27 protein-coding genes are annotated in these 26,786 nt (G+C 68.0%); 19 read left to right on the top strand and 8 right to left on the bottom strand.

Translation table 11 applies throughout. The features are described 5' to 3' along the window. The first annotated feature begins 6 nt into the window (after nt 1-6). A complete protein-coding gene (gene tolB / locus ABD729_RS04325; RefSeq protein WP_425564839.1) occupies nt 7-1,371 on the top strand; it encodes a Tol-Pal system beta propeller repeat protein TolB in 1,365 nt (454 codons plus the stop codon). A gap of 16 nt (nt 1,372-1,387) precedes the next feature. Beyond that, nucleotides 1,388-1,906 (top strand): peptidoglycan-associated lipoprotein Pal, encoded by a 519-nt coding sequence (gene pal / locus ABD729_RS04320; RefSeq protein ID WP_344708922.1) that lies wholly within the window; start codon nt 1,388-1,390, stop codon nt 1,904-1,906. A 90-nt stretch (nt 1,907-1,996) separates the two neighbouring features. Here the strand turns inward: pal and ABD729_RS04315 are convergent, their stop codons facing one another. Together ABD729_RS04315 and panC are read right to left on the bottom strand one after the other, a co-directional pair. Beyond that, complete coding sequence (locus ABD729_RS04315; RefSeq protein WP_344708921.1) at nt 1,997-2,305, bottom strand: SEL1-like repeat protein; 309 nt, start codon at nt 2,303-2,305, stop codon at nt 1,997-1,999. 70 nt (nt 2,306-2,375) lie between these two features. After that, entirely contained in the window at nt 2,376-3,236 is an 861-nt protein-coding gene (panC, locus tag ABD729_RS04310) for a pantoate--beta-alanine ligase (protein WP_344708920.1), read from the bottom strand. 35 nt (nt 3,237-3,271) lie between these two features. Between panC and ABD729_RS04305 the strand changes: the two genes are divergently transcribed. The 3 genes from ABD729_RS04305 (at nt 3,272) to ABD729_RS04295 (ending at nt 6,014) form a co-directional block, all read left to right on the top strand. Beyond that, entirely contained in the window at nt 3,272-4,087 is an 816-nt protein-coding gene (locus tag ABD729_RS04305; RefSeq protein ID WP_425564867.1) for a division plane positioning ATPase MipZ, read from the top strand. Between the two features lie 133 nt (nt 4,088-4,220). Further along, complete coding sequence (gene pgmG, locus ABD729_RS04300) at nt 4,221-5,600, top strand: phosphoglucomutase/phosphomannomutase PgmG (protein WP_344708918.1); 1,380 nt, start codon at nt 4,221-4,223, stop codon at nt 5,598-5,600. Nucleotides 5,601-5,738: 138 nt separating this feature from the next. Next, nucleotides 5,739-6,014, top strand: coding sequence for a DUF4242 domain-containing protein (locus ABD729_RS04295; RefSeq protein WP_344708917.1), 276 nt, complete (start codon nt 5,739-5,741; stop codon nt 6,012-6,014). A gap of 3 nt (nt 6,015-6,017) precedes the next feature. Here ABD729_RS04295 and ABD729_RS04290 read toward each other — a convergent pair whose 3' ends face one another. Then, nucleotides 6,018-6,485 (bottom strand): DUF411 domain-containing protein, encoded by a 468-nt coding sequence (locus ABD729_RS04290; protein ID WP_344708916.1) that lies wholly within the window; start codon nt 6,483-6,485, stop codon nt 6,018-6,020. A gap of 110 nt (nt 6,486-6,595) precedes the next feature. On the opposite strand from ABD729_RS04290, the gene ABD729_RS04285 reads away from it, so the two are divergent. Further along, nucleotides 6,596-7,261 carry a TMEM175 family protein gene (locus ABD729_RS04285; RefSeq protein ID WP_344708915.1) on the top strand — a complete coding sequence of 222 codons (666 nt, stop codon included), beginning with the start codon at nt 6,596-6,598 and terminating at the stop codon, nt 7,259-7,261. On the opposite strand, the gene ABD729_RS04280 is transcribed toward ABD729_RS04285, so the two are convergent. Continuing rightward, entirely contained in the window at nt 7,234-8,238 is a 1,005-nt protein-coding gene (locus tag ABD729_RS04280; protein WP_344708914.1) for a ligase-associated DNA damage response exonuclease, read from the bottom strand. The two genes, ABD729_RS04285 and ABD729_RS04280, sit on opposite strands and share 28 nt — an antisense overlap. Before the next feature lie 63 nt (nt 8,239-8,301). Between ABD729_RS04280 and ABD729_RS04275 the strand changes: the two genes are divergently transcribed. The 3 genes from ABD729_RS04275 to ABD729_RS04265 all read left to right on the top strand — a co-directional run bounded on the left by ABD729_RS04275 (nt 8,302) and on the right by ABD729_RS04265 (nt 11,307). After that, nucleotides 8,302-8,499, top strand: a complete 198-nt coding sequence (locus tag ABD729_RS04275; protein ID WP_344708913.1) for a hypothetical protein — start codon at nt 8,302-8,304, stop codon at nt 8,497-8,499. After that, a complete protein-coding gene (locus ABD729_RS04270; RefSeq protein WP_344709634.1) occupies nt 8,496-10,922 on the top strand; it encodes a ligase-associated DNA damage response DEXH box helicase in 2,427 nt (808 codons plus the stop codon). The genes ABD729_RS04275 and ABD729_RS04270 overlap by 4 nt, the downstream gene beginning before the upstream one ends. Nucleotides 10,923-11,043: 121 nt before the next feature. After that, nucleotides 11,044-11,307 carry a hypothetical protein gene (locus ABD729_RS04265; RefSeq protein ID WP_344708912.1) on the top strand — a complete coding sequence of 88 codons (264 nt, stop codon included), beginning with the start codon at nt 11,044-11,046 and terminating at the stop codon, nt 11,305-11,307. A gap of 7 nt (nt 11,308-11,314) precedes the next feature. Here the strand turns inward: ABD729_RS04265 and ABD729_RS04260 are convergent, their stop codons facing one another. Then, nucleotides 11,315-12,808 carry a M20/M25/M40 family metallo-hydrolase gene (locus ABD729_RS04260; protein ID WP_344708911.1) on the bottom strand — a complete coding sequence of 498 codons (1,494 nt, stop codon included), beginning with the start codon at nt 12,806-12,808 and terminating at the stop codon, nt 11,315-11,317. A 74-nt stretch (nt 12,809-12,882) separates the two neighbouring features. Between ABD729_RS04260 and ABD729_RS04255 the strand changes: the two genes are divergently transcribed. Then, nucleotides 12,883-13,338 (top strand): hypothetical protein, encoded by a 456-nt coding sequence (locus ABD729_RS04255; RefSeq protein WP_344708910.1) that lies wholly within the window; start codon nt 12,883-12,885, stop codon nt 13,336-13,338. A gap of 42 nt (nt 13,339-13,380) precedes the next feature. After that, nucleotides 13,381-14,043, top strand: coding sequence for a ligase-associated DNA damage response endonuclease PdeM (gene pdeM, locus ABD729_RS04250; RefSeq protein ID WP_344708909.1), 663 nt, complete (start codon nt 13,381-13,383; stop codon nt 14,041-14,043). Here pdeM and ABD729_RS04245 read toward each other — a convergent pair. Beyond that, a complete protein-coding gene (locus ABD729_RS04245) occupies nt 14,040-15,758 on the bottom strand; it encodes a chorismate-binding protein (protein WP_344708908.1) in 1,719 nt (572 codons plus the stop codon). The genes pdeM and ABD729_RS04245 overlap by 4 nt on opposite strands. Nucleotides 15,759-15,804: 46 nt before the next feature. Here ABD729_RS04245 and ABD729_RS04240 point away from each other — a divergent pair, with 46 nt between their 5' ends. From ABD729_RS04240 to ABD729_RS04205, 8 genes are all read left to right on the top strand, one after another. Then, complete coding sequence (locus ABD729_RS04240) at nt 15,805-17,073, top strand: dipeptidase (protein ID WP_344708907.1); 1,269 nt, start codon at nt 15,805-15,807, stop codon at nt 17,071-17,073. Nucleotides 17,074-17,084: 11 nt separating this feature from the next. Continuing rightward, complete coding sequence (locus tag ABD729_RS04235) at nt 17,085-19,022, top strand: S9 family peptidase (RefSeq protein ID WP_344708906.1); 1,938 nt, start codon at nt 17,085-17,087, stop codon at nt 19,020-19,022. 17 nt (nt 19,023-19,039) lie between these two features. Further along, complete coding sequence (locus ABD729_RS04230) at nt 19,040-19,705, top strand: MBL fold metallo-hydrolase (protein ID WP_344708905.1); 666 nt, start codon at nt 19,040-19,042, stop codon at nt 19,703-19,705. Nucleotides 19,706-19,935: 230 nt separating this feature from the next. Beyond that, nucleotides 19,936-20,115 carry a 50S ribosomal protein L32 gene (gene rpmF / locus ABD729_RS04225; RefSeq protein ID WP_344708904.1) on the top strand — a complete coding sequence of 60 codons (180 nt, stop codon included), beginning with the start codon at nt 19,936-19,938 and terminating at the stop codon, nt 20,113-20,115. Between the two features lie 14 nt (nt 20,116-20,129). Then, nucleotides 20,130-21,203, top strand: coding sequence for a phosphate acyltransferase PlsX (gene plsX / locus ABD729_RS04220; RefSeq protein ID WP_344708903.1), 1,074 nt, complete (start codon nt 20,130-20,132; stop codon nt 21,201-21,203). Continuing rightward, entirely contained in the window at nt 21,204-22,166 is a 963-nt protein-coding gene (locus ABD729_RS04215) for a beta-ketoacyl-ACP synthase III (protein WP_344708902.1), read from the top strand. A gap of 119 nt (nt 22,167-22,285) precedes the next feature. After that, entirely contained in the window at nt 22,286-22,618 is a 333-nt protein-coding gene (locus ABD729_RS04210) for an integration host factor subunit alpha (protein WP_344708901.1), read from the top strand. A gap of 5 nt (nt 22,619-22,623) precedes the next feature. Then, nucleotides 22,624-22,965, top strand: coding sequence for a MerR family transcriptional regulator (locus ABD729_RS04205; protein WP_344708900.1), 342 nt, complete (start codon nt 22,624-22,626; stop codon nt 22,963-22,965). Nucleotides 22,966-23,011: 46 nt separating this feature from the next. Here the strand turns inward: ABD729_RS04205 and ABD729_RS04200 are convergent, their stop codons facing one another. Together ABD729_RS04200 and ABD729_RS04195 are read right to left on the bottom strand one after the other, a co-directional pair. After that, nucleotides 23,012-25,723: an ATP-dependent DNA helicase gene (locus ABD729_RS04200; protein ID WP_344708899.1), complete on the bottom strand. Its 2,712-nt coding sequence runs from the start codon at nt 25,721-25,723 to the stop codon at nt 23,012-23,014. Between the two features lie 62 nt (nt 25,724-25,785). Then, nucleotides 25,786-26,712, bottom strand: a complete 927-nt coding sequence (locus ABD729_RS04195; protein ID WP_344708898.1) for a cation diffusion facilitator family transporter — start codon at nt 26,710-26,712, stop codon at nt 25,786-25,788. Nucleotides 26,713-26,786: the final 74 nt, after the last annotated feature.

The raw sequence follows: 26,786 nt of genomic DNA, 5'->3' as shown, positions 1-26,786 counted from the left end.
ACTGACATGCGCCTATCCCGTCATTGCGAGCGGAGCGAAGCAATCCATGGCCGCGCCGGATGGATTGCCTCGTCGCTTGCGCTCATCGCAATGACGTTTGGCGGTGCAAGTCCCGCGCTCGCCCAGAGCGAACCGCCGCCCGTCGATGTCGAAGTGACTAGCGGCGGCGTCAACAGCGCCATCACCATCGCCGTTCCGGCCATGCCGGTCGACGGCGCCGACCTTGCCCTCGGCCGCAATATCGCGGGCGTGATCGCCTCGGGCCTCCGCTCGAGCGGGCGCTTTTCGCCGCTCGGGCCGGCCGGCCTGCCCAACTACAGCATCGCGCAGGCCGACGCGCCCGCCTTCGGCGAATGGCGCGGGCTCGGCGCCAACCAGCTGGTCACCGGCTTCGTCCGCGCGACCGGCCCCGGCCAGATCACCGTTGGCTGCTATCTTTACGATGTCGGCGCCGGCCGCGAGCTGGTCCGCCAAGGCTATCAGGTCACCGCCGACAACTGGCGCCGCGCGGCGAACAAGTGCGCCGACGCCATCTATTCGCGCCTCACCGGGGAAGGCGGCTTCCTCGATACCCGCGTCGTCTTCGTCGCCGAGACCGGTCCCAAGACCAACCGGCAGAAGCGCATCGCCATCATGGATTCGGACGGTTCGAACCTCCGCTACCTGACCGAGGGCGAGGCGACGGTGGTCACCCCGCGCTTCTCGCCCGACGGAAGCAGGCTCGCCTATGTCAGCTACCAGGGCCGCCGCGCGCGGGTCTGGGTGCTCGACATCGCCTCGGGGCAGAAGCGCCTGCTGGTCCCCGGCCTTGCCCTGACCAGCGCGCCGCGCTTCTCGCCCGACGGCAACCGCATCGCCTATGCCTTGTCGGCCAACGGCAACACCGACATCTGGATCGCCAATGCCGACGGCTCGGGCGCACCGCGGCAGCTGACCAGCGCGCCCGGCATCGACACCGCGCCAAGCTTTTCGCCCGACGGCCGCCGGATCGTTTTCGAAAGCGACCGCGGCGGCTCGCAGCAGCTGTACGTGATGGATGCGGACGGATCGAACCAGCGCCGGATCAGTTTCGGCGGTCCGGCCGGCTCCCCCGCCTGGAGCCCGCGCGGGGACAAGATCGCCTTCGTTCGCGTCGGCGCCTTTCGCATCGGCGTGATGAATGCCGGCGGCGGCAGCGAACAGACGCTGACCGACGGCTGGCAGGACGAAAGCCCGAGCTGGGCGCCCAATGGCCAGTTCGTCATGTTCAATCGTTTCACCCGCGACGGGCGGTCCAGCCTGTTCGCGGTCCCGGTCGGTGGGGGCACTGCCCGCCGCCTTCCGACCCCGCAGGACGGCTCCGACCCGAGCTGGTCCCCGCTGCAGCGCTGACAAGGAGATACACGACATGCGCGCACCACTGACCCTCGCCACCCTGGCGCTCAGCCTGTCCCTCGCCGCCTGCGGCAAGCGTCAGGCCCCCGTCGTCGCCCCGCCGCCCACCACCGGTGAGACCGGCACGGGGACGACCACCAACAACGATGACGTCGGCCTCGTCGAGCTGCCCGGCAGCCAGGCCGCGATGGTCGCCGCGGCGGGTTCGGACACCATCTATTTCGGGACCGACAAGTCGGACATTTCGGCCGATGCGCAAGCGACGCTCCGGGCGCAGGCCAAGTGGCTGGTCGCCAATCCGAACGTGCGCGCCTCGGTCGAGGGACATGCCGACGAACGCGGCACCCGCGAATATAACCAGGCCCTGGGAGAGCGGCGCGCGCAGGCCGCCAAGCTTTTCCTGATGGCGCAGGGCGTGCCGGAAACCCGGCTGCTGACCATTAGCTGGGGCAAGGAACGTCCGGTTGCCACCGGCTCGGACGAAAGCGCCTGGGCACAGAACCGCCGCGCCGTGACGGTCGTGGTTCGCTGATCTCGCGTCGCCCCGGCGAAGGCCGGGGCCTCCTTGTGCGATTCGCTGATCAAATCGGATCCCGGCCTGCGCCGGGACGACGGTGTCAGTTTACGCCGCCGCGCGCACCTGGCCGCGGCCGGTCAGCGCCAGCCACGCCCGCGCCGCCTTCTGTGCTTCGGCGATCTCGCGGGCGGTCATCTCGACGCTGATCTCCGCCCGGCATGCCTGGCCGCGGGTGCAGCCGTTCAGCGCGGCGAGGTTGAACCATTTGTGCGCCTCGATCAGGTCGACCTCGGTGCCCCCGCGCCCGGTCGAATAGGTCACGCCCAGTTCGAACAGCGCGTTGACGTCGCCGCCTTCCGCATCGCGAAGCCGGCTCATGATCAGAAACTCTGCGCCCTTTTGACCGATTGCCATCACTTGAAACTCCCCTGTCTGTGGAAGCCAAGCTCGGCCCGATCGGGTCACCGAATGGTTAACAGAATAATTACCCGCCGGACTGTTGCACCGAAGTGACAGCGATATTGTCGATCAGGCGCACGCTCCCGATGCTGGCAGCGGCAAGCATCCGCGTTGTTTCGCTCGCGTTATCAACCGGTGCGAGAGTGCCGCCATCGACCAAGGCGAGATAATCCACTTTGGAGAAACCGCCCGCGACCAGCGCCTCACGGGCGTCCCGCAGCGCCAGCTCAGCCGGCTCGCCAGCCCCGATCCGGCGCGCGGCGTTAAGCATAGCCGCCGGCAAGGCCGCCGCCTGCCGCCGTTCCCCGGCCCCCAGCAGCGCGTTGCGTGACGACATGGCGAGGCCATCCGCTTCCCGCACCGTTGGATAGCCGAGGATCGCGACGCCAAGCCCGAGGTCCGCTTCCATCCGCCGGATCACCGCCAGCTGCTGCCAGTCCTTTTCCCCGAAGATCGCGATGTCCGGCCGCATCGCCAGAAGCAGCTTCGCCACCACCGTCGCCACGCCGTCGAAATGGCCCGGCCGATGCTCGCCCTCCCACCGCTCCGACACGCCGCGCACCGAGACGTTGGTGGCGAAGCCCTGCGGATAAAGCTGGTCCGGCGACGGCAGCCACACGAGGTCGCACCCGGCCTCCTCCAGCTTGGCGAGGTCGGTTTCCTCCTGCCGCGGATAGCGGGCGAGGTCGCCGGCGTCGTTGAATTGCAGCGGATTGACGAAGATGGTCGCGGCGACCCGCCCGGCCCGCTTGCCCGCCTCGGCGACCAACGCCAGGTGTCCGTCGTGCAGCGCCCCCATCGTCGGCACCAGGGCAAGCGTGTCGCCGGCGCCACGCAGCGCCCCCAAGGCGGGCTTGAGGCCGCCAAGCTCACGGATGATTTGCACCGCCGATTCCCCCGGTTTACTTGGGTCCAATAGTGATGCGCCTTGGCGCTACGCGGGGAAGAAACCAAGTGACGAGCCCACATTTCATCGTCTTCGCCAATGAAAAGGGCGGTACCGGCAAATCGACCACGGCGGTTCACACCGCCGTCGCGCTGGCGGCCGCAGGGCACCGGGTCGCCGCGCTCGACCTCGATCATCGCCAGCGCACCACCACCCGCTATCTCGAAAATCGCGCCGCGACCGTACGCCGGCTCGGCACCGATCTTCCGCAGCCGGTATTCCAGGTGCTCGACGACCAGACCGAGGAAGCGCTCGACGCCGCCATCGCAGGTCTTGCCGGTGATGCAGACATCCTCGTCATCGACACCCCCGGCCGCGACGACGCGGTGGCGCGCGCCGCCATCCTCAAGGCCGACACTTTGGTCACCCCGATGAACGACAGCTTCGTCGACCTCGACCTCATCGGGCAGGTCAATCCCGACACGTTCAAGGTGACCAAGCCCAGTTTCTATGCCGAGCTGATCTGGAACAGCCGCACCGCGCGGGCCAAGACCGCGGGCAAGAGCGTCGACTGGGTCGTGCTGCGCAACCGCCTCCAGCACATCGGCAGCCACAACCAGCAGCGCGTCGGCGCGGCGATGGACGAGCTTGCCCGCCGCGTCGGATTCCGGGTCATCCCCGGCCTGTCCGAACGCGTCATCTACCGCGAGCTGTTCCCCAAGGGCCTGACCCTGCTCGACCTCAAGCAGATCGGCGACGCCGGCATCGCCCACATCGCCGCCCGCCAGGAATTGCGAGAAATGGTCGCCGGCCTCGGCCTCCCCGGCGCCGAAGCAGCCAAGGCCGCCTAGCCCCCACCCCCGTCATTGCGAGCGCAAGCGAAGCAATCCATCTCGCCGATCAACCGAATGGATTGCTTCGCCGCGCCACTCCCCGCAATGACGCGGTTGAACCTTCCTTCCTCAACCTCGTTCAGAGGCCTCAATGACCCACAGCTTTGATCCCACCATCCTCCGCGAATATGACATCCGCGGCATCGTCGGCCGCACCCTCCACGAAGAGGACGCCTACGCGCTTGGCCGCACCTTCGCCGCGCAAGGGCAGGAAATGGGCGCCAGGAAGCTGGCGGTCGGCCGCGACGGCCGCGAACATTCGCCCCGCCTCGAAGCCGAACTGGTCCGCGGCCTGACCGAAGGCGGCATGGACGTGGTCCGGGTCGGCGAAGGCCCCTCGCCCATGCTCTACTGGGCGGTGTCCGAACTCGACGTCGATGGCGGCATCCAAATCACCGGCAGCCACAATCCGGCCGACTATAACGGCTTCAAGATGCTGCTTCCGGGCGGCTCGGTGTTCGGCGCCGCGATCAAGGCGCTCGGCGCCCGCGCCGCGGAGGGCCGCTGGACCGAAGGCCAGGGTCAGGTCACCGATGTCGACATCATGGATCGCTACGTCGCCCGTCTCGTCGAGGACTTCGAAGGCGGCGAATACCGGATCGGCTGGGACGCCGGCAACGGCGCTGCGGGCCCCGCGCTCGAAAAGCTGGTCAAGCTTCTCCCGGGTGAACACCACACCCTCTTCACCGATGTCGACGGCCGTTTCCCCAACCACCATCCCGACCCCACGGTCGAGAAGAACCTCGAGCATCTGAAGGCGCTGGTCCGCGAGAAGAACCTCGACTTCGGCATCGCCTTCGACGGCGACGGCGACCGTATCGGCGCGGTCGATAGCCAGGGCCGGGTTATCTGGGGCGACCAACTGGTGATGATCCTCGCCGGCCCCGTCCTCAAGGCCCAGCCCGGCGCGACCATCATCGCCGACGTCAAGGCCAGCCAGACCCTGTTCGACCGCATCGGCGAAATGGGCGGCCAGCCGCTGATGTGGAAGACCGGCCACAGCCTGATCAAGTCGAAGATGAAGGAAACCGGCGCGCCGCTCGCGGGCGAGATGAGCGGCCACATCTTCTTCAAGCACCGCTGGTACGGCTTCGACGACGCCCTCTACGCCTCGGTTCGCCTGATCGAGGCGGTCAGCGCCTCGGGCAAGAGCCTCACCCAGCTGCGCGACGACATGCCGGTCTCGATGTCCACGCCCGAACTTCGCTTCCCGGTCGACGAAAGCCGCAAGTTCGCGGTGATCGAGGAAGTGCGCGACCGCCTTGCCAGGGACGGCGCCAGTGTCGATGCGACCGACGGCGTCCGCGTGAAGACCGCCGAAGGCTGGTGGCTGCTGCGCGCCTCCAACACGCAGGACGTGCTGGTTGCCCGCGCGGAAGCGACCGATCAGCGCGGCCTCGACCTGCTGGTCACCGAAATCGACCAGCAGCTCGCCCTCTCCGAAGTCGAGCGCGTCGAAGCCGATCACTGATCATCGCCTGCGCAGACGCGGCACTTCCCTTCGCTGCAGCAGACGCTGGCCGGGTGGATCGCGGGCTGAACGACTGGACTCACCGGCCGTTCTGCGTCAGTTTTCCGCGATTCCCGGTCAGCAGCGAAGGGGTGAACCATGCCGCAATTCGTAATCGAACGTGAGATGCCGGGCGCGGGGCAGCTCGGCCCCGCGGACCTCAAGGGCGCGTCGCAGCACAGTTGTTCGGTGATCAAGGACCTCGGCCCCGACATCCAGTGGGTCCAGTCCTATGTCACCGACGACAAGATCTACTGCGTCTACCGCGCGCCCAGCGAACAGTTGATCAAGGACCATGCGGAAAAGAGCGGCTTTCCCGCCAACCGCATTTCCGAGGTGCGCAACATCATCGACCCCACCACCGCCGAGGGTTGAGCCTCAGGCAAACGGGCGGCTGCGGCCCCGGGCGTCGAACAGGGTCAGGTTGAGCGGGTCTTTCGAACCGTCGGGCATTTCCATGCCCGGCGATCCGCGCGGCATGCCGGGCGCCGCGATCCCGATCACGCCGGCCGGGCGCCGGGCCAGCAGCTTGCGGATCGCGTCGGCCGGCACATGTCCTTCGACCACCAGGCCGCCGATTTCGCTCGTATGGCAGCTGGCAAGCGCCGCCGGGACCTTGAGCCGGGTCTTCACCGCGGCCATGTCCTGGCTCTCGCGCACGGTGACGGCAAAGCCCGCGCGGCGCATCGCCTCCACCCACTTGATGCAGCAGCCGCATCCGGGGTCGCGCCACGTCACCATGGCCGGGGTTGGCGCGGCAAGCGCGGGCACGGCTGCAAGGGCCAGGCCGGTCGCAGCCACTGCCAGAAGCTGACGGCGGCTCGGCATCTCGAAAAGGTTGCTCATGGGGTCATCCTGACGCGTCTTACCTCGCCTGTCGATGAACGAAGTGGCCGCCATTGATCCCCGGCGCGACACCGCGCATCCTGCCGCGGCAACTGCCAGGGGGGACACCGGTGGACACGCACGACACGCCGGAGAAGAGCTACGACCTTGAACGCCTGATCTTCTTCACCGACGGGGTGTTCGCGATCGTTATCACCCTGTTGGTGATCGAATTGCACGTGCCCGAAGGGTGGGACCGAACGCTTGCCGGCCTGTTCGCCGCCGAATGGCGCAAGCTCATCGCCTACGCCATCAGCTTCTTCGCCGTGGGCATGTTCTGGAACGCGCATCGGCTGATGTTCCGCCGCATCGTCCGCTTCCACTCCGGACTGGTCGCGTTCAACTTCATCCTGCTCGCCTTCGTCGTGCTGCTGCCGTTCGCGGTCACCCTGATCTTCGAAAGCGGCCCGCGCGGGGAGCCTTTCTTCATCTACATCGCACTGATCGCCCTGATCGCGCTGTCGCAGGCGCTGCTGTGGGGTTTTGCCGCCTTCGTCGCGAAGGTCGTCGATCCGCGCTACGACAATCGCATGAAGCGGGTCATCTTCGTGACCCAGTTGATGATGCCGGTCCTGCTGTCGGGAATCGCGCTTGCCGCCGCCAACCAGGCGCCGCCGCTGACCTGGGTCTGGATCCTGCCCGTGCTGGTCCTGCTCGGCCGATACCGCCGCCGCGTGCTCGGAACCCTCGACCCCCGCCCGGTGCTTGCTCAGCCGTCGTCCTCATCGTCGTCATAACCGACCATATTCAGCTCGCGCGCCTTGATCTGGCGCGTCATGCACCAGTGCATCAGCGCATCCTCCCGGCCGTGGGTGATCCACACCTCCTTCGGCTTGATCTCGAGGATGGTGTCGGTCAGCTCGCCCCAGTCGGCATGATCGGAAATGATCAGCGGCAGCTCGACGTTCTTCTGCCGCGCGCGCTGGCGGATCCGCATCCACCCGCTTGCCGCCGCGGTGATCGGATCGGGTAGCCGGCGGCTCCACCGGTCGTTGAGCGCGCCCGGCGGGCACAGCACGAGATGCCCCATCATCTCCTTCTTGTCGGCGCCGGCGACCGGGCGCAGCTCGCCAAGGTCGATCCCCTGCTCGACATAAAGGTTGCACAAGCGCTCCAGCGCGCCGTGATAATAGATCGGCTGGTGGTGCCCGCGCCGCCGCGCTTCGGCGATCACCCGCTGCGCCTTGCCCAGCGCATAGGCGCCGACCAGCACGCAGCGGTCGGGATTGTCGGCCAGCCGGATCAGCAGCTTGTCGATCTCGCTCCCGGTTTCGGGATGGTGGAACACCGGCAGGCCGAAGGTCGCCTCGGTGATGAAGATGTCGCATTTGACCGGAAGAAAGGGCTCGCACGTCGGGTCGGGACGGCGCTTGTAATCGCCCGACACCACCACCCGCTCGCCCTTCCAGTCGAGGATGATCTGCGCGGATCCCAGCACGTGGCCGGCCGGCACGAAGCTTACCTCCACCTCGCCCACGGTGACGCTCTGCCCATAGGCGACCTCGCAGCCGTTCTGGTCGCCATAGCGCACGCCCATGATCGCCAGCGTCTCGGGCGTCGCCCACACGGTGCCGTGCCCGCCGCGCGCGTGATCGGCGTGGCCGTGCGTCACCAGCGCCCGTGCCTGGGGCTGCGAAGGATCGACCCAGGCATCGGCGGGCCGCACGTAGATGCCCGTCGGATGGGGCTCGATCCAGGAACCTAGGCGCGGCATGGCTCTTATACGGAAGTGACAGGCGGACGGTTCCGCAAGCATGATGATGAATGAGGGTGTTCAATGGCCGAAGGCAGCGACGTCAACTACTGGACCCTGGTGACGATCGTGGGCCCGATCATCCTCCTGGGCGTGATGATCTGGGTCCTCACCCGCAACCGGAAAAGCAAGATCGATCCCGAAATCACCGAACGGGCCACCCGCGAAAATTATGCCGCCGAGCAGCGCGAGCATGAGCGCGATCCCAACAGCGGCCTCTGACCGGGGCTGACCTTCCGCGGCAAGTCGCCGACTGGTTCGAGCAGCGCGGCTGGCAGCCGCGCCGCCACCAGCTGGAGATGCTCGAGCGTGCCCGCGCGGGCCGCCACGCGCTGCTGGTCGCCGCGACCGGCGCGGGCAAGACGCTGGCGGGTTTCCTCCCGACCATCTGCGAGCTTGCCGACGCCCCGGCCGAAGGGCTCCACACTCTCTACATCTCGCCGCTGAAAGCGCTGGCGGTCGACGTCCAGCGCAACCTCCTCGACCCGATCGAGGAGATGGGCCTCGACATCCGGGTCGAAACCCGCACCGGCGACACCCCGTCCGACCGCAAGGCGCGCCAGCGGGCAAAGCCGCCGCAGGTCCTGCTGACCACGCCCGAAAGCCTGTCGCTGCTGCTGTCCTACCCCGACAGCTTCACCATGTTCGCGGGGCTGCGCACGATCGTCCTCGACGAGATCCACGCCTTCGCCCGTGACAAGCGCGGCGATCTCCTCGCGCTCGCCCTCTCCCGCCTGCAGCGGATCGCACCCGACCTCCGCCGTGTCGGCCTGTCCGCCACCGTCGCCGATCCCGACGCCTATCGTAGCTGGCTCGCCCCCGATGCCGACATGGACGAGGTCGACGTCGTCCTCGGCGCAGAAGGCGCCGAACCGGTGCTCGACATCCTCCTGCCGCAGAACCGCGTTCCCTGGTCGGGCCACTCGGGCCGCTATGCCGCCAAGCAGGTCATGGCCGAGATCGAGGCGCACAAGACGACCCTCGTCTTCTGCAACACCCGCGGCCTGTGCGAGCTGATCTTCCAGGACCTGTGGAAGGTGAACGAGACCGGCCTGCCGATCGGCGTCCACCACGGCAGCCTCGCGCTCGAAGCCCGCCGCAAGGTCGAGGCCGCGATGGCCGCCGGCCGCCTGCGGGCGCTGGTCTGCACCAGCTCGCTCGACCTCGGGATCGACTGGGGCGACGTCGACCTCGTCATCCAGATGGGCGCCCCCAAGGGCAGTTCGCGCCTGCTGCAACGGATCGGCCGCGCCAACCACCGCCTCGACGAGCCAAGCCACGGTACCATCGTTCCCGGCAACCGCTTCGAATATCTCGAGGCCCGCGCCGCCCTCGACGCAGTGGCGGCGCGCGAGCTCGATCCCGAAATCTTCCGCCCCGGAACGCTCGACACGCTCGCCCAGCACATCCTCGCCTGCGCCTGCGCCGCCCCGTTCGACCAGGCCGAACTGCTAGCCGAAATTCGCTCCGCCGCGCCTTATGCGGGCCTGACCGACGACATCTTCGAGCGCGTGCTCGCCTACATCGCCACCGGCGGCTACGCCTTGCGCGCTTACGACAAGTTCCGCCGCCTCGTGGAGGAGCCCGCAGGCTCGGGCCAATGGCGCATCACCAAGCCCGCGGTCGCGACCCAGCACCGGCTCAACGCCGGGATCATCGTCGACAATCCGATGCTCGACGTCCGTTTCAAGAACGGGCGGATGCTCGGCCGCGTCGAGGAAGGCTTCGCCTCCACGCTCACCGTCGGCGACCACGTCTTCTTCGCCGGCCTCAGCCTTGAAGTGCTGCAGTTCAAGGACAGCGACATCCTCGTCCAGGCGTCGAAGAAAGAAGCCCGGCTGGTCACCTATGGCGGGCAGCGGATGAGCATGACCACCCACCTCGCCGACCGGGTCAAGGCGATGCTCGCCGATCCGTCGGACTGGCACCGTTTTCCCAAGGACGTCAGCGAGTGGCTGGAGGTGCAGCAGCGCCGCTCGCGCCTGCCCCAGCCCGACGAATTGCTGGTCGAAACCTTCCCCCACGAAGGCCGCCACTACATGCTGATGTACAGCTTCGAAGGCTGGAACGCCCACCAGTCGCTCGGCATGCTGATCACCAAGCGGATGGAAAAGCTCGGCCTCAAGCCCTTGGGCTTCGTCGCCAATGACTACGCGCTGTCGGTCTACGGCCTCGAACCGATCACCGATCCCGCGACGCTGCTCTCGCCTGACATCCTCGAAGGCGAATTCGTCGAATGGGTCGAGCAGTCGATGCTTCTGAAACGCGCCTTTCGCGAAGTGGCGGTGATCGGCGGCCTGGTCGAGCGGCAGCACCCGGGAAAACGCAAGACGGGCAAGCAGGTCAGCTTCTCGACCGACCTCATCTACGACGTGCTCCGCAAGTATGAGCCCGAGCATCTCCTCATGCGCGCCGCCTGGGACGACGCCCGCGCCCGCATGACCGAACTCGGCCGCCTTGCCCGGCTGGTCGAGCGCGCGGCGGCGCAAATGGTCCATGTCGACCTCCCCCGAGTCACCCCGATGGCGGTGCCGCTGATGGTCGTCATCGGCCGCGAGGCCCTGCCGAGCGGGGCGAGCGCCGACGAAGCCCTGCTGGTGGAGGCTGAAAGCGCTCTCGCCGAACTGGCGATGCGAGAAGACTGACGCTCGCCCACGGGCTCGTCCGTCCTGAGCGAAGTCGAAGGACGCCAGCGCCGGGCAAGTCGAAGTCCTTCCGCGACTGACCGATGTTGGGGGTTCAGCTTCGAAGGGCTACAATGCCCTGATGCGCTTCCTGCCAGTCCTCTTGCTCGCTCCAGCCCTGTCCGCCTGTGCGGTCGCCAGCACCGCGGTCGATGTCGTCACCCTGCCGGTCAAGGTCGTCTCGGCCGGGGTCGACGCGGTCACTACCAGCCAGTCGGAAGCCGACGAGAAGCGCGGGCGGCAGATCCGCAAGGAAGAGGAACGCCTCGGCCGCGAACGCCGTGCCCTTGACGAGCGCTGCCGCAAGGGCCGCGCCCGTCCCGAGGACGTCTGTCCGCCGCGCTGATCGGCAGTTACTTCCGCCCCAGCTTCGCCACCTCGTAGAGATAGTCGACGAACAGCATCGTCGTCTCGTCCAGCCCGGCGATCTTCGGGTTGCTCGACTTGATCAGGAACCATTCGTTCGGCGCATGCGCCCCGCTTCCGCGCCCGACCCCGAACTGCCCGGTCGGCAGGTTCAGCGGCGCGCCGTTGAACACCACGCCCGGCCAGCTTCCGGCGTTGCGCGGCGTGATCGTGTAGGGGATCTTGGCCCGGTCCAGCACGCGCTTCTGCGCCTGGATGAAGGGGCTGTTCTCGTCGGTCTGGTTGGGACCATAGCCGCCGCTCACCACCACCTTCACATCGTCGAACCCGCGCTTGGCAAGGTGCGCCTTCAGCTTGGTGACGACCTCGTCCTTGGTCATGTTGGGGACCAGCCGGAATTCCAGCTTCGCCTCCGCCCGTCCGGGCAGCACGGTCTTGCCGCCAACCCCGGTATAGCCGCTGACCAGCCCCTGGATGTTGACCGTCGGCATCGCGAGGAAGCGCTCTGACGCGGCCTGGAAGCCCGCATTGTCGATCCACTGCTCAACGCCGAGATTCTTCTTCTCGGTCGCCTCGTTGGAGGACGCGACACGCTGCGCGATCAGCTCCTTCTGCCGCGCGGTGAGCGGCTGCACATTGTCCATGAAGCCGTCGATTGTCGGCGTATGGCCATCATCGGCGACCATGGTGTTGAGCGCCTTCACCAGCCGCCAGGCCGGGCTCTCGATCCGCGCATAGTTGCTCGAATGGATATCGTTCTTGGGATATTTGCCGCTGGTCTCCCCGCCGACGATCAGCTGGAATTCGACAGCGCCCTTGGCCCCCAGCGTGATCCCCGCGGTGCCGTCCGCGTCCTGGCTGGCCGCCGGGATGAACACCCCGACGGTCTTCTTCAGCGCAGCGGCAACTTCCGGGTCGGCGACGATGGTCGGGAAGTTGGGCGAGGCGATCTCTTCCTCGCCTTCGGCCACGAGCACCAGGTTCACAGGCAGCTTGCGCCCGCTCGCCTTGAACGCCTGCAGCGCGGCCAGGAACGCCGTTTCCGGCCCCTTCTGGTTGACCGCGCCGCGGCCGCGGATCGCCTGGCCCTCGCCCGGCCGGTCGTACAGCGTGCCCGACAGCGGTGGGCTTTGCCATTCGGTCGGGTCGAACTGCTTCACGTCATACATGAAGTAGATGCCGAGCGTCACCGGCGCCCCGGCATCGAGGGTGGCGAACACCCCCGGTACGCCGCCCGACTGGACGATCCGCGCCTGCTGGAAGCCAGCATCGAGCGCAAGCTTGCGCATATGCTCGGCGCCCTCGGCGACGTTGCGCTTCTCCGCCGCGATGGTCGGCAGCGCGATCCATTCCTGAAGCATCCTGACGCTCTGGTCGTGGCGTTCGGCCACTACCTTCTCCAGCGCCGTCCGATTGGGCACCTGCGCGCCCGCCGATGTCGCCGCCAGCGCCAGTACCAGCCCAAGTCCAATCGTCCGCATCGCGCAACTCCCCCTGTGTTTGATCTGCCGCGGAGACTGGCGCGGACGGGCGCACTCGTCCAGAGCGTTCCGCCATGCGCTACTTCCTCGATTGCGAGTTCGACGGCTTCGGTGGGCCCCTGCTCAGCCTCGCGCTCGTCCCCGACGATGCGAGCGAGGAATATTACGCCATCCTCAAGCACGAGCGGCCCTGCACCGACTGGGTCGAACGCCACGTCGTCCCCTATCTTGAAACCGTGCCCCAGCACCTCCGCGCCGAACCGCAGGCCGCCGCCGACGTCGCCCGCGAGCTTTCCCGCTGGTTCAGCCCGTTCGACGAAGTCGAGGTGGTCGCCGACTGGCCCGACGACATTTCCTACCTGTGCAAGGCGCTGATGACCGGCAACGGGCAGATGGTCACCGTCCCGCCGATGACCTTCCGCCTCTTGAACCTCGCTGGCTTCTCCACCGCCCGCAACAGCGCGGTCCCGCACAACGCCCTTCACGACGCCCGCGCGCTGCGCGACCATGTGGTGAACCGCGGCTACTAAGTCGTTGCCACGGAATCAGAAGTCGGGCTAAGCGGCCCCACGATGGTTCCCCTTTCGTTCGCCGGTCACGATTTTCTCGCCGATCCCCAGGGTGCGCTGTGGTGGCCCGCCCGGCGTGCGCTGCTGGTCGCCGACCTGCACCTCGAAAAGGCGAGCTGGTTCGCCAAGCTCGGCCAGTTCCTCCCGCCCTACGACAGCCAGGCGACCCTCGCTGCGCTGACCGAGCTGGTCGACCGCACCGGGGCGACACGGCTCTACTGCCTTGGCGACAGCTTCCACGACAGGTTCGGCTGCGACCGCCTGCCCGACGCCGCGCGCGCGATGCTGCTGGCGCTCACCGCCCGCCTCGACTGGACCTGGATCCTCGGCAACCACGATCCCGGCTTTGCCGACCATTGCGGCGGCACCCTCATGGAAGAAGTGGCGGTCGACGGCCTGATCCTCCGCCACGAAGCCGACATCGCCGACCCCCGGCCCGAACTGTCAGGTCATTACCATCCCAAGCTGCGGCTCAACGTCCGCGGCCGCAAGGTCAGCCGCCGCTGCTTCGTCGCCAGCGGTGCCAAGCTGATCCTGCCCGCCTTCGGTGCGCTGACCGGCGGGCTCGATGCCGGCCATGCGGAGATCCTGCGCAAGGTCGGCACCCCCGCCGCGGCCCTCGTGCCCGTCAAGGATCGCCTGCTGAAGTTCCCGCTCGCCGCCTAGACCGCCAGCCGCGCCCTGATCAGCCCGCGCAGCATGTTGCCGAGCAGGAACCCGTCCGCCAGATCCTCCTCGCGAAGGTCGCCTTCCACCGCCCGGCCCTCGTCGATCAGCTTGGCCCGGAGCACCCCCGGCAGCAGCCCGCGGCTGAGCGGCGGGGTCACCAGCATTCCATCGCGCTCGACGAACAGGCAGGTGAAGCTGCCCTCGGTCAGATAGCCCTCGCGGTCCGTGAACAGCACCTCGTCGGCCCCGCTCGACAGGCGTGCCTGGTCATAGAAAGCCCGGTCGGTGCACTTGTAGCGAAGCCTGAAATCGCTGGTCGCGACGGGGAGCGGCATGACCCGGACGTTGAGCGGATCGGCATGACGGGCCGGAAGCCCGCGCACTTCCACCGCCATCATCCCGGTCGGCGACAGCAGCAACCGCGCCGTCCCGGTCGCCCGCCGCCCGAAGGTCGCCGCCTGAAGCTCGTTGCGCGCCGCATGCCGGTTGAAACGGAAATCCAGCGCGCCGGCCGACGCCTGCAGCCGGTCGAGGTGGCGATCGAGCTCGATCACCCCTTCCTCGGGATCGAAGCGCATGGTCTCGATCAGGTCGAACGACGGGCGGTCACGCGTCACGAAATCTCCCTTGGACAGGCATTCGCTCCATTCATCCTCCGCAATGGAGTCGACGACAAGCCCCGAACCCAGGCCAAGTGTCGCGATGCCGACGTTTTCACCAATCTCGAGCGTGCGGATAAGGACGTTGAACGCCGCATCGCCGCCCGGCTCGATCCACCCGGCCGATCCGCAATAGGCGCCGCGTGGGTGAGGCTCGAGCGCGCGGAGGGCCTTGATCGCCGCCACCTTGGGCGCTCCGGTCACCGACCCGCAGGGAAAGATCGTCCGCAGCACGTCCACCGCGCCAAGCCCGGGCCGCAGCCGCGCGGTCACCCGGCTGACCATCTGGGTGACCGTCGGATAGCGTTCCACCGCGAACAGTTCGGGCACCGCGACGCTGCCCGGTTCCGCCACCCGCGCAAGGTCGTTGCGGAGCAGATCGACGATCATCAGATTTTCCGCCCGGCTCTTGGCGTCCCCGGTCAGCACCTCCGCCGCCGCGTCGGGCGGGGCGGTCCCCTTCATCGGCCGCGCCTCGATCGCGCCGCCCTTCAGCGTGAAGAACTGCTCGGGACTGAGGCTCAGCAGCCAGCCGTCCGGATGCCGGATCAGCGCTCCCCACCCCGCCTTCGACGCCTCACGCAGCCGGGCGTAGAGCGCCGCCGGATCGCCTGCGATCCTGACCGTGCAGGGAAAGGTCAGATTGACCTGGTAATGCTCCCCCGCGCGCAATTGCTCGTGCACCTCGGCCACCGCCGCCAGATAGTCGCCGCGCTCCCACCGCGGCTTCGGCGCGCCGTTCCACGCGCCCGCGGGGTCGGGCAATAGCGCGTCGGCAACGACCTCCTCATAGCGATCGAACAACCCGAACCACAGCAGCGGCCCCGCGCCCTGCCGCGCGGTTCCGGCCAGCGCGGGGTCGAGCGCATGCCCCGCCTCATAGGCCAGGAACCCCGCCGCATGATTGCCCTCCCGCACCGCCGCCTGCAGCGCGTCTAGCGCCGGCAACACGTCGTCCATCCGCTCGGCCCGCACCTCGCCGACAGGCCCGCGATACAATCGTGCGCGGCCACCCGGCCGGGCATCGTCGAACAGGAGAAACGGCGCATCCATCAAACAGGCGTTTGCAAGGAGGCCGCCGCTTCGTAAAGTCGGACGCATGCGCCTCTCCCCCTTCCTGCTCGCCGCCGCGGCCGCGAGCCTCATCCCGGTATCCGCCATGTCCCAGAGCATCGATCCCAAGGTCAGCCAGCGGATCGACCGTATCCTCAAGGCGACCCCGCTGATCGACGGTCACAACGACCTCCCCGAACAGCTGCGCGAGAATTACGAGCTGAACGTCGCCGGGCTCGCCAGCGGCGGGACGACCCGCAACAAGCCGCTGATGACCGACATGGCGCGCTTGAAGGCCGGCCGCGTCGGTGGGCAGTTCTGGTCGGTCTATATCGATGGCACGGTCGTCGGCGATGCGGCGATCCGCCAGACCATCGAACAGATCGACACCGTCCACCGCCTCGTTCGCGCCTACCCCAATGACCTCGCCTGGGCGACCAGCGCCGACGACCTCGTGAAGGCGCACAAGGCGGGCAAGGTCGGAAGCCTGATCGGGATCGAGGGCGGACGGCAGATCGGTGGCAGCCTTGCCGCGCTGCGCCTCTTCTACGACGCGGGTGCGCGCTACATGACGCTGACCCACAACCAGACCACCGAATGGGCCGACAGTGCGACCGACCAGCCCAAGTGGAACGGCCTTTCGCCCTTCGGCCGCGAAGTCGTGGGCGAGATGAACCGCCTCGGCATGCTGGTCGACCTCTCCCACGTCTCGCCCGACGTGATGCGCCAGGCGATCGGGCTGTCGAAGGCCCCGGTCATCTTCTCGCACAGCAGCGCCGGCGGCATCGTCCCGCATCCGCGCAACGTCCCCGACGATGTGCTTCGCCTGCTGCCCGCCAATGGCGGCGTCGTCATGGTCAACTGGGTCCCGGGCTTCATCAGCCAGAAGGTATGGGACTGGAGCGCCAGCCGCGACGCCGAAACCGCGCGCCTCAAGGCCATCCACCGCGCCAGCCAGGCCGCGGTCGACGCCGGGATCAAGGATTGGGACGCCCGGAACCCGCGTCCGGAGACCACGGTCGTGGACGTCGCCAACCACGTCGAACATGTGGCGAAGATCGCCGGCTACGACCATGTCGGGATCGGCGCCGACCTCGATGGCATTCCCTACACCCCGACCGGGCTCACCGGGGTCGAAAGCTACCCCTTGCTGTTCGCCGAACTGATCCGCCGGGGCTGGTCCGACGCCAACCTCGCCAAGCTTGCCGGGGGCAATGTCCTGCGGGCCCTGCGCGGCGCGGAAGCGACCGCCCGCTCGCTCAAGGACGCACCGCCCTCGATGGCCGTGCTCGAACCCGCCAAGCCCGCCCAGTAGGAGCTCCCCCCATGCTGAACCGCCTCACTCTGGCGCTCGCCGCCACCTCGGCCCTCGTCTCCACCGCCGTCCTCGCGCAGTCACCCGCGAATCAGCCCAAGCCCGCCGCGCTTACCGTGCAGGCCGTGCCCCCGGTTCCGGCCGAGCTCGCCGCCCGGACCCGCCCCTACATGGAACTGCGCAGCGCTGGCTTTGCCGGCTGGAACAAGCGCGACCGCTCGATGCTGATCCGGACCCGCTTCGGCAACGTCCCCCAGCTCCACCGCGTCGCCGGGCCGATGATGGACCGCCAGCAGATCACGTTCGAAGCCGAACCCGTATCCGGCAGCTGGGCGCCCTCGGGCGACGTCCTCGCCATCCAGAAGGACGTCGGCGGCGGCGAATTCTTCCAGCTCTATCGGCTCGATGGCGGTCAGCTGACCCTGCTCACCGACGGCAAGAGCCGCAACGAGCTTGGCGCCTGGAGCAAGGACGGCAAGCTCCTCGCCTACAGCTCGACCCGCCGCAACGGCACCGACAGCGACCTCTACGTGATCGACCCGCGTGACCCGAAGAGCAACCGGCTCGTCGCGGAGGTCAAGGGCGGCGGCTGGGGCATCACCGCCTTCGCGCCCGGCAATGCCAAGGCGCTGGTCGCCAACTACCAGTCGGTGACCAACGTCGATCCCTATCTCCTCGACCTCAACACCCGCCAGCTGACGCCGCTCGGTGATCACAAGAAGGACATCGCCTTTGGCGGCGCGCAATTCGCGCCTGGTGGCCAGCTGTGGGTGCTGTCGGACGAGGACAGCGACGTCCAGCGCCTCGGCCGGATGGACACGACCACCGGCAAGTTCACGCCCGTCGCCAATGCCGGCCGCTGGGACATCGACGAATTCGACATTTCGGACGACGGCCGCCAGATCGCCTATCTCACCAACGAAGCCGGGATCAGCCGCCTTTACATCCTCGACGCCGCCAGCGGTCGGGCGCGGCAGGTCACCAGCCTGCCGGTCGGCGTCGCCGGGGGCCTCGAATGGTCGCCCTGGGGAGAGCTTGGCTTCTCCTTCAACTCGGCCAGCGGCACCGCCGACGCCTGGTCGCTGAACCCCGCCACCGGCAAGCTCACCCGCTGGACCCGGAGCGAGACCGGCGGCCTCGACTTCTCGCGCAACCCCGCCGCCCGGCTGATCGAGGTAAAAAGCTTCGACGGTGAGCGCGTGTCGGGCTTCCTCTACCGCCCCGATCCCGCCAAATTCCCCGGCAAGCGCCCGGTGGTCGTCGACATTCACGGTGGCCCCGAAGGGCAGATTCGTCCCGGCTTCATCGGCCGCGGCAACTATCTGGTGAACGAGCTCGGCATCGCCGTCTTCTATCCCAACGTCCGCGGCTCGACCGGCTTCGGCAAGCGCTTCGTCAGCCTCGACAACGGTCCGTTCAAGCGGGAGGATTCGATCAAGGACATCGGCGCCTTCCTCGCCGCGCTCAAGGCCGATCCGGCGATCGACGGCAATCGGATGGCGGTGACCGGCGGAAGCTATGGCGGCTACATGTGCTACGCCTCGGCGATCGCCTACGCGGCCGACTTCAAGGGCGCGCTCTGCAACGTCGCCATCTCCGATTTCGTCACCTTCCTCGAAGGCACGCAAAGCTATCGCCGTGACCTTCGCCGGGTCGAATATGGCGACGAGCGCATTCCTGAACAGCGCGCCAAGCTGCAGGAGATCAGCCCGCTTCGCCGCGTCGGGGAAATCAGGGCTCCGATGTTCGTCGTCCAGGGCGCCAACGATCCGCGCGTGCCCAAGTCCGAGGCCGACCAAGTCGTCGCCGCCCTCAATGCCCGTCCGGGCGCCGCGCCGACCTGGTACATGGTCGGCGAGAATGAAGGCCACGGCTTCGGCAAGAAGGAAAACCAGGACTATCTGTTCTGGTCGACCCTGCAGTTCTGGCAGCAGACGCTGCTCAAGTAAGCAAGAATGGAATTTGCGTGAGCGCCCAAGACAATCCGCCGTTGAAGGCGGTGGTGATCCCGGTCACCCCGCTGCAGCAGAATTGCACCCTCCTGTGGTGCACCGCGACCAACAAGGCCGCGCTGTGCGATCCGGGCGGTGACCTTCCCAAGATCAGGGCGGCCGTCGCCCAGGCCGGGGTGACCGTCGAAAAGATCATCCTCACCCACGGCCACATCGACCATTGCGGGCAGGCGGGCCAGCTCGCGGCGGAACTCGGGGTGCCGATCGAAGGGCCGCACCTCGACGACCTGTTCTGGATCGCCCGGCTCGCCGACGACGGCGCCGCCTACGGGATCGACGCCTCGCCCTTCGAACCCAATCGCTGGCTGACGGAAGGCGAGCAGGTGACCGTCGGCGACCTCGTGCTCGACGTCTATCACACCCCCGGTCACACGCCCGGGCACGTCATCTTCCATCACCCGCCGTCCAGCCTCGCGCTGGTCGGCGATGTGCTGTTCGCGGGCTCGATCGGGCGGACCGACTTTCCGCTGTCCAATCATCAGGACCTGCTCGATTCGGTCCGGACCAAGCTCTGGCCGCTCGGCAACGACACCGTGTTCATCCCCGGCCACGGTCCCGCCAGCAGCTTCGAACGCGAACGGGCAAGCAACCCCTTCGTCGGAGACCGGGTGCTCGCCTGAAGCGCCGGTGATGACGGGGCCGGGCGCGAAGTGGACAAAGTGAAATCCAAGGCACTTTGCTTTTCCCCGGCGTGCTTCCCGCCAGCCCCGCCCTTGCTTCCCCCGCGCTTTGCGCTATAGGCCGCCCGTTCGCGACGATCCTTGTCGCCGCCCCGGGGCTCCGCTCCGGTGAGCCGGTGGAGGAGCGTCGCCTTCTTTTTTGACCGCAACAGCTTAGAACAGGTGCCGCAATGGCCGTCCCCAAGAGAAAGACCTCGCCCTCGAAGCGCAACATGCGCCGCAGCCATCACGCGCTGACCCCGGCGAGCTTCCAGGAATGCCCGAACTGCGGCGAGCTCAAGCTCCCGCACAACCTCTGCCAGGCCTGCGGCCATTATAACGGCCGCGAGATCCTCTCCACCGAGGCCTGAAGAGCGTCGTTGAGGTGACGGCCAAACCGGCCAGCGCTCGGAGCCTCGAGGCTCCACGCATTGCAGTGGATGTGATGGGCGGCGATGGCGGCCCGGACGCGGTGTTCGGCGGCATTGAGCGCGCCTTGCGCACCGACCGTGCGCTTCGCTTCCTGCTCGTCGGCGACGAGGCGGTGATCGCTCCCCGCCTCGCGTCCATGGCCCTGCCCGCCGGCAGCGCCACGATCCTCCACGCCCCCGACAGCATAGCCGGCCACGAAAAGCCGAGCCAGGCGCTGCGCCGCGCGCGCACCACCTCGATGGGCCTCGCCATCAACGCCGTGAAGGAAGGCGCCGCCGACGCCGCGCTGTCGTCCGGCAATACCGGCGCGCTGATGGCGATGTCCAAGCTCGCGCTACGGACCATGCCCGGCATCGATCGCCCCGCGCTGACCGCCCTGCTGCCGACGCTTGGCACTCACGACTGCGTGATGCTCGACCTCGGTGCCAACACCGAATGCGACGCCCAGAACCTCGTCCAGTTCGCCGTCATGGGCGCGGCCTATGCCCGCACCGTGCTCGGCCTGAAGAAACCGCGGGTGAAGCTCCTCAACATTGGCACCGAGGAACTCAAGGGCACAGACGAACTGAAGGAAGCCGCCGCGCTGCTGCGCGAGGCGACCTATCTCCACCTCGCCTTTGACGGCTTCACCGAGGGCGACCAGCTTTCGCGCGGGAAGGTCGACGTGGTCGTCACCGACGGCTTCTCCGGCAACATCGCCTTGAAGACGGCGGAGGGCACCGCCCGCTTCGTCACCGACCTCCTGCGCCGTGCCTTCACTTCGTCGCTGCGCTCCAAGGCCGGCTTTGCGCTGTCCAAGCCTGCGCTGCACATGCTGAAGGTCCACCTCGACCCCAACAATCACAATGGCGCGGTCTTCCTCGGCCTCAACGGTCTGGTCGTGAAAAGCCACGGCGGGGCCAATGCCAAGGGCGTCGCCAACGCCATTGCCGTCGCCGCCCGCATGGTTCGCGGCGACATCGTCAACCAGGTGGTGAGCGACCTCGACGAATTCCGCGCCCATGCCTTTGCCGGAGCAAGCAAATAAGTGACCCTGCGTAGCGTTTTCCTCGGGGTCGGATCGGCCTTGCCGGCAAGGCGGGTCGACAATGCCGAACTCGCCGCGCAGGTCGATACATCGGACGAATGGATCGTCGAGCGGACCGGCATCCGCAGCCGCTATATCGCCGGTGAGGGGGAGACCACCGCCACCCTCGCCGCCGAGGCCGCCCGTAAGGCGCTTTCCGCCGCCGGCCTCGAGCCTACCGACATCGACCTCATCGTGCTTGCGACCGCCACGCCCGACCAGACCTTCCCAAGCTCGGCGACCAAGGTCCAGCACCTGCTCGGGATCAGGGACGGGATCGCGTTCGACGTCCACGCGGTCTGCACCGGCTTTCTTTACGCCCTGACCGTCGCCGACGCGATGCTCCGCGGCGGCAATGTGAAGACCGCGCTGGTGATCGGCGCCGAGACTTTCAGCCGGATCCTCGACTGGGAGGACCGCACCACCTGCGTTCTCTTCGGCGACGGCGCGGGCGCCATCGTGCTTCGCGCCGAGGAGACCGAGGATCGCGGAATCCTGGCGACCAGGCTGCACGCCGACGGCAAGTGGGGTGACATGCTCTACGTCGATGGCGGGCCGTCCACCACCGGTACTGTGGGCAAGCTCAGGATGAAGGGCCGCGAGGTCTTCCGCCACGCCGTCGTCAATCTTGCCGAGGTACTCGGCGAAGTGCTCGAAGCAGGCGGCAAGACGACCGCCGATGTCGACTGGGTCGTCCCGCATCAAGCCAACGCGCGGATCATCGACGCGACGGCGCGCAAGCTCGGGTTGTCGCCCGACAAGGTCGTGCTGACGGTCGACCGCCACGCCAACACCTCGGCCGCCTCGGTTCCGCTCGCCCTCGACGTCGCGGTCAAGGACGGCCGGATCAAGCCGGGCGACCTCGTGGTGCTCGAAGCAATGGGCGGCGGGTTCACCTGGGGAGCCGCCTTACTTTCTGTTTAACTCTCGGACATCCTTCGCCAACTTGGGAAGATTGTCCGTTTGCCGACCCTCGCAATCTGCGTTATGCAAGCCCAAGGGGACGCGCCTCGACGGGCGCCAGACAGGGCGGGAGTTTGATAATGGCCGACGCAGGTATCCCGCGTGGCGGGCAGAGCGAAATGCATGCAGGCACGCTGACCCGTGCCGATCTAGGTGACGTGGTCCACCGCAAGCTCGGCCTCAGCCGCGCCGAGTCGGCCTCGATGGTCGAGCGGCTGCTTCACCACATGTGCGCTGCCCTCGCCCATGGCGAGAACGTCAAGATCTCGGGCTTCGGCAGCTTCATCCTGCGCGACAAGGGCCAGCGCATCGGGCGCAACCCCAAGACCGGCGTGGAAGTGCCGATCGCGCCGCGCCGCGTGATGACTTTCCGCGCCAGCCAGACCATGCGCGACCGCATCGCGCGCGGCTGACAGGAGTGCCGGCCCCGTCCGGAACCAAGGACCCAGCGGCCTTTCGCACCATCGGCGAAGTCTCCGCTGAGCTTGGCATTGCGCAGCACATCCTGCGCTACTGGGAGAGCCGGTTTCCCCAGCTGAAGCCGCTCCAGCGCGCGGGAAACCGCCGTTATTACCGGCCGGAGGACGTCGAACTCGTCCGCCGGATCCACCATCTGCTGACCAGCCAGGGCTATACCGTGCGCGGCGTGCAGCAACTGTTGAAGGGCAAGGAACCGCTGCCCGAACCGCCACCGGTCGAGGAAGGGCTGGTCGATGCCCTGAAGCGCGTCCGGGCGGAGCTCACCGCCGCCATCTCCTAGACTTCGTTCGTCGTGGGCGACGTCGAAGGACACTGGACCGGCGCTGTCACACTCGCCCTTCGACGATGCTCGGGGCTGACAATGAAACCTGGGAGCGGGCCGAGGCGACCCGATCTACCGCTTCTTCCAAATTTACCCGGCTGACCCTGACCCCCGGCGGGAAGGCACTCAGCAAGCGTGACGGGCAAGCCGCCGACAGCATGACAAAGGTGCCGCGGTCGCCCTCGCGCCGCACCAGTCGCCCGAACGCCTGCGCCAGCCGCGCCTTCACCACCCGGTCGTCATAGGCGGATCCGCCGCCGGCCAGCCGTCGCGCCGCGTGAAGCACGGTCGGGCGCGGCCACGGCACCCGCTCCATCACCACCAGCCGAAGCGATTCGCCCGGCACATCGACCCCGTCGCGAAGCGCATCGGTCCCCAGCAGGCTCGCCCGCGGATCGGCGCGAAACATGTCGACCAGCGTGCCCGTATCGATCGGATCGACATGCTGGGCGAGCAAGGGCAACTGCTCGCGCGCCAGCCGGTCGGCAATCCGCGCCTGCACCGCCTTCAGCCGCGCGATGGCGGTGAATAGTCCCAGCGTCCCGCCGCCGGCCGCCGTGATCAGCCGGGCATAGGCGTTGGCGAGCGCGGCGAGGTCGCCCTGCTTGACGTCGGTCACGACCAGCACTTCGGCCGCGGCGGCATAGTCGAACGGGCTCGCGGCGTGGAAATGATCGGGCGCGGCGGGCAGGTGGGCGGCCCCGGTGCGCGCATCGGCGACCTCCCAATGTTCCTCGCCCCCGCGCAGGGTCGCGGAGGTCACCAGCACGCCGTGCGCGGGTTCGATCACCGCCTTGGCGAGCGGTCGGGTGGGATCGAGCCAGCGCCGCTGCAACCCGATGTCGAGCTCGCGCCCTTCGACCCGGTCGACGTTCAGCCAGTCGACGAAGTCGGGGTCGGCCGCCCCCCCGACCCGCGCCAACAGCTGCGCCCAGGCCGCCACCGCACCGCCGCGCCAGTTGAGCCCCGCAATCGCGCCCTCGACCCGCGCCCGCGCCGCCGCGTCGAGCCAGTCCGGCGCATCCTCGAGCACCGCTTCGAGGCGCAGGCGAAGCGCGGTCATCGGCCGTTGCAGTGCTTCCAACGTGACCAGCGCGGCCGCAGCGGCCTCGACCAGCGGCGCATCGGGCTCGGCCAGTTCGGTCTCGAGGCCATAGCCCGCATCCTCGGCCCGCGCCCGCGCCAGAACCGTTCCGCGCACCGCTGCGAACAAGGCCTCGAATGGCCCGAGCGGCACGCCTTCGACGACCCGCCCGAGCCAGCCGTCGCCAGGCAGCAGTCCCGCCGCCTGCACCGCGGCGTCGAGCGCCACGGCCCCCTCGTCATCGTAGGAGCAGACGTCCATCAAGCGCGCCGCGAGCCCTCGGCGGCGACCACGCGTGCTGCGCTCCGGTCCGACGATCCAGCGCCGAAGCTCGATCGTCTCCGCGCCGCTCAGCGCGACCGCGAAGGTCGAATCCGCAGCGTCAAACAAGTGATGACCTTCGTCGAACACGATCCGCTCAAGCCCGTTGCCGAGCCGGCCGCGCGCCGCCGAGATCATCACCAGCGCGTGGTTCGCGATCACGAGGTCGGCCCCGCGGCTGGCCCGCTCGGCCTTCTCGATGAAACACTTCCGGTAATGCGGGCAGCCGGCATAGACGCACTCACCGCGCCGATCGGTCAGTGCAGTGGCGCCGGCGCGGCGGAACAGGCTCGGCAGCCAGCCGGGCAGGTCGCCGCCGACCATGTCGCCATCCTTGCTGTAGGCGGCCCAGCGCCCGACCAGCTGCGCCAGCACGGCGGCCCGGCCCGAAAAGCTGCCCTGAAGCGCGTCTTCCAGGTTCAGCAGGCAGAGGTAATTCTCGCGCCCCTTGCGCACGACGATGCGCTTCTTGCGCTCCGACTCGTCGGGGACAATCCGGCTCCCCTCGGCATCGAGCTGCCGCTGCAGCGCCTTGGTGTACGTCGATACCCACACCGTCCCGCCCGCCTTTTCCGCCCACAGAGAGGCCGGCGCGAGGTAGCCAAGCGTCTTGCCGATCCCGGTGCCTGCTTCGGCCAGCAGCACATTGGGCGCATCGCGGCGATCGCGCGGGGCGAAGGCGTGCGCGGCCGCGGCGGCGAAGGCGCGCTGACCTTCTCGCGTTTCCGATCCCGCACCGGTCAACTGCGCCAGCCGCGCCTCCGCCTCACCGTCGCCCAGCCGGATCACCCGGGGTGGCGGCCGTTCGGCAGCCTCCTCCCACGCATCGAGCCGCGAAAAGAGCATCCGCTCGCCCTGCTCGGGTCGCCGCAGCCGCTGGCCGACCAGCCCCGCCCAGCCCCAGCCAAGCCGGTGCAGCGATGCGTTGCTCGTCCACGCGCCTTCACGGGCCGCCCAGCTTTCCTCGCCAAGTGTCGCGAGCAGGCGCCCGGCGATCGCCGGCAGCAATGCTGCGGCGGCGGCTTCGTCGGTGGGCAGGTCGATCCCGACCCACGCGGCAAGCCCAGCCACCGTCGGGACAACGAAGCGCGCGGGATGGACGAAGGCGAACAGTTCGAGGAGGTCGAGGCCGCTCACCTCGGCATAGCCGAGCCTTTGTCCGGCGAGCGGGGCGTTGAGCAGGAGGTGCGGCGTGTCCGACACCGCCCGGATCGCCTCGCCGCGCCCGGCCTCGCGTGCCCCATCGGGCCCGACCAGCCAGATACCGGCGTGGGACGCGTGCAGGGCGGGAAGGGACAGGACGGAAGTCATTGAAGTCTATGTGGCGGCGCGAGAACAGATGGGCAACATGCTTCCGCGCTGAATGTGTCGCCTCAAGTCGGTCGCGAGGCCTCGCCGCTGCGGGGCCGGATGTACAGGCGCCGGACCAGCGGGAAAGACCGGCAGGCCTCGCGCTCGACGTCGTCGACGATCCGCTCGACGTCCCCTGCCGAGATCGAATCCTCGAAGTCGACCGAGATCATCGCGGTGATCATGTCGGGGCTGCTGTGAACGGTCAGCACTTCGCCCACGCCCGTGACGCCGCAACGCGCCTCGACCAGCCGGCGCAAGCCCTCGACCAGTTGGGGATCGGCCGCCTCACCGATCAGCAGTGCCTTGGATTCATAGGCAAGCAAAAAAGCCGTCAGACCGAGGACAACGCCGATGACGATCGAGGCCGCGCCATCGAAGCGCGGGTCGCCCGTCCACTGGCTTATGGCAAGACCGACGGCAGCAACCAGAATGCCGGCCATGGCCGCGCCATTTTCAAGAAGGACGATGAATCCGGGCGGATCCTTCGAGCGCTGGATGGCGTGAAGCCATCCGAGCTGCCCCTTGGACGCCTTGAATTCCTTGAACGCAGACACCGTCGACCCGCCTTCGAGGAGGAAGGCGATCGCGAGCACGCCATAGGCAATGAGCGGGCTCACCGCAGGCTCGGGCTCGGCAATGTGGAGGATGCCCTCGTAGACCGAAACGCCGGCCCCGAGCGCGAACACCAGAACCGCGACCACGAAACTCCAGAAGTAGAGTTCGCGCCCGTAGCCGAACGGATGCAGCGCGTCCGCCGGCCGCCGCGAGGCACGTCGGCCCCACAGCAGGAGAAGCTGGTTGGACGAATCGACCACGGAATGGACGCCTTCGGTCAGCATCGCCGAGGAACCGGTGATCGCCGCCGCCCCGAACTTGGCCACGGCGATACCGAGGTTCGCCCCGAAGGCGATCCATAAGGTGCGATTGTTATGTCCGGTGTCGCTCATGCCTTGGCTTAGCTCAATTGCGGCGAAAAGGTTGCGGGCAGGCATTGCGGGCGACAGGCCGACTCTTGCCTTCG

This window comes from Sphingomonas humi (assembly GCF_039536725.1).
Taxonomy (GTDB): domain Bacteria; phylum Pseudomonadota; class Alphaproteobacteria; order Sphingomonadales; family Sphingomonadaceae; genus Sphingomicrobium; species Sphingomicrobium humi.
This window is presented reverse-complemented; position numbering and strand designations above follow the sequence as displayed.